This is a genomic window from Solirubrobacter deserti, assembly GCF_027587175.1.
GTDB lineage: Bacteria > Actinomycetota > Thermoleophilia > Solirubrobacterales > Solirubrobacteraceae > Solirubrobacter > Solirubrobacter deserti.
This window is the reverse complement of the sequence record NZ_JAPCID010000113.1, coordinates 1-1,932: the sequence shown is the minus strand read 5'-3', so window position 1 is coordinate 1,932 and position 1,932 is coordinate 1. Positions and strand designations below refer to the sequence as shown.

Below are 1,932 nucleotides of genomic sequence, written 5' to 3'. Positions count from 1 at the left end.
CTCAGTCCTCATGGACGCGAGAGGCTACCGGTCGGCAGCAAGCCAAAGTGGTGCTTTTCGACGAATCCGCTATCCGCGGTGAGGCGCGGCGAGGTGCTGTCGCGCACGAGGGAGCGGTTGCCGTGCCCCGCTCCGTCGTCGTAGCGTTGAACCAGGGAGTGATCAGTCCTCGCAGGGGTCCCAGGTGATCGGCCCGTTGTTGATCCGCATGTCACGCGATGTCCCGTCGGAGCACTGGTAGCGCGCGTACCGTGGGATCTTGACCGTCTCGGGAGACGCGTGGGAATAGCGGATGCGCGCGCCGTCGGCCGCTCCTTGGATGACGACCACGCCGTCTCGGTTTGGTCGTAGTCGGATCGCGGGTTCGTTCGGGGCCTTGTAGGTCGGTTGAACGCCGTCGTTCCCGACGACGCCCACGAACGTGTCCCCGACGACGAGGCCAACGCCGTGTTCGCGGCCGCTGAGGTTGCACGCCGACGCCCACTCGCCCGGGAAGTCCCCGGCCGCAGGATGGATTGCGCTCACGCAGACGTCGGTCTTCGTTCGCGTCAGGAGAACGCCGGCGCCGTCGATCCCCGGCACGGCGTAGGCGCGTACGAGGCGCTTCTGGCTCGCGCTCGTGTTCACTGCCTTGGCCTGCGCGGCGAGGCCGGCCGCACGCGAGAGCGGCACGGGATTGACGACCAGGAACTCGGCCCGCGGCCGAGGCGGTAACGGCGTGACCTTAATTGTGTGCGCGTTCCCAGCCGGTTCGGGCGTCCGTTCGCGCTCGGGATCCGGCGCGACCAGGACGGCAGCGGCCGCTGCGGCCACGAACGCCGGCACCAGCACCATCGCCGACCACCGCTGCGCTCGGCGGCGGCGCCCGTAGCGGTGCTCGGCCGCCTCCTGCAGGCTCTCTCGGAGGCTTGGCGCGTACGTCATTCTGATTCCTCCAAGACGAGGGTGCGCAGCGTGGCAAGCCCGCGACTGACACGCTTGCGCGCGACCAGCGGCGAGCACTTAAGGCGCGTGCCGATCGCTTCGTACGGAAGCTCCTCGAACACCCGCGCACGGACCGCGGCGGCTTGGTCGGACGGCAGCTTCGCGAGCAGACTCAGCGACGACGAGCGGCCGAGCGCGTCGATGCGCTCAAGCTCCTCATCATCCACCGCGACGAGCGCCACGTGCATCCGAGCCCGCGCCTTGTCAGCGACCCGGCCTCGCCGGAGCGAGTCAAGCAGGACATGGCGGGCGATCCCCAGCACCCACGCGATCGCGGGCTCGCGACCCGGCTTGTATCGCCGGACCGACCCGAGCGCGCGCACGAAGGTCTCCGCGGCGAGGTCGAGCGCGACGTCGGCCGACTCCGTGCGGCGGCGGAAATAAACGAGCACCACGGCCTCGTGCCGGACATAGAACTCGTCGAACGCCCGCGGGTGGCGGGGCGTTGCCTTAAGCAACTCGTCGTCGGTCGCGTTCTGAAAATCCCTCACACCCAACTCCTCGCGCGACGCGCGAAAACGTGACCGAAGTTCAGCGACAGAGTTCGACCCACGCAATCGGACGTCCGCCGAGCGGTTCCGCGCACACGCCGAAGAAGCGTCCTTCGAACGAACTGCGTCCTACCTGGTGCCGCGGCGCAGTGCGTCCTCGAGGATCCGGATGCGCGCGACGACCATCGACGTCCTCATCGAGCCGGCGGCTTGTGTATCTCCCGTACCGCGCGCGCCAGAGAACGATCAACGTGGCCCGCCGCATGGTGGGCGCTTCAGTCCAGTGGCCTGCAGGAACCGGTTCAAGCCGCCACCGCGACTCGCCTGCTCTCGCATGCAGCGCACATACCCCGGGTGCCGGGCGCGTAGAGCGGCGGCACCAAAAGAGCGCTTCTCGACGAACTCGCCCGTCCACGAGGCGTGATCTCGAGCAAGGAGCCTTCGTAGTCCGACGCGA

2 protein-coding genes are annotated in these 1,932 nt (G+C 68.6%); both read right to left on the bottom strand.

Translation table 11 applies throughout. The annotated features are described in order from the left end of the window. Positions 1 to 162: 162 nt before the first annotated feature. Positions 163 to 924: a hypothetical protein gene (locus OJ962_RS34150; protein WP_202958747.1), complete on the bottom strand. Its 762-nt coding sequence runs from the start codon at positions 922 to 924 to the stop codon at positions 163 to 165. Continuing rightward, positions 921 to 1,475 carry an RNA polymerase sigma factor gene (locus OJ962_RS34145; RefSeq protein ID WP_202958748.1) on the bottom strand — a complete coding sequence of 185 codons (555 nt, stop codon included), beginning with the start codon at positions 1,473 to 1,475 and terminating at the stop codon, positions 921 to 923. Before OJ962_RS34145 ends, OJ962_RS34150 begins: the two co-directional genes overlap by 4 nt. Positions 1,476 to 1,932 lie beyond the last annotated feature (457 nt).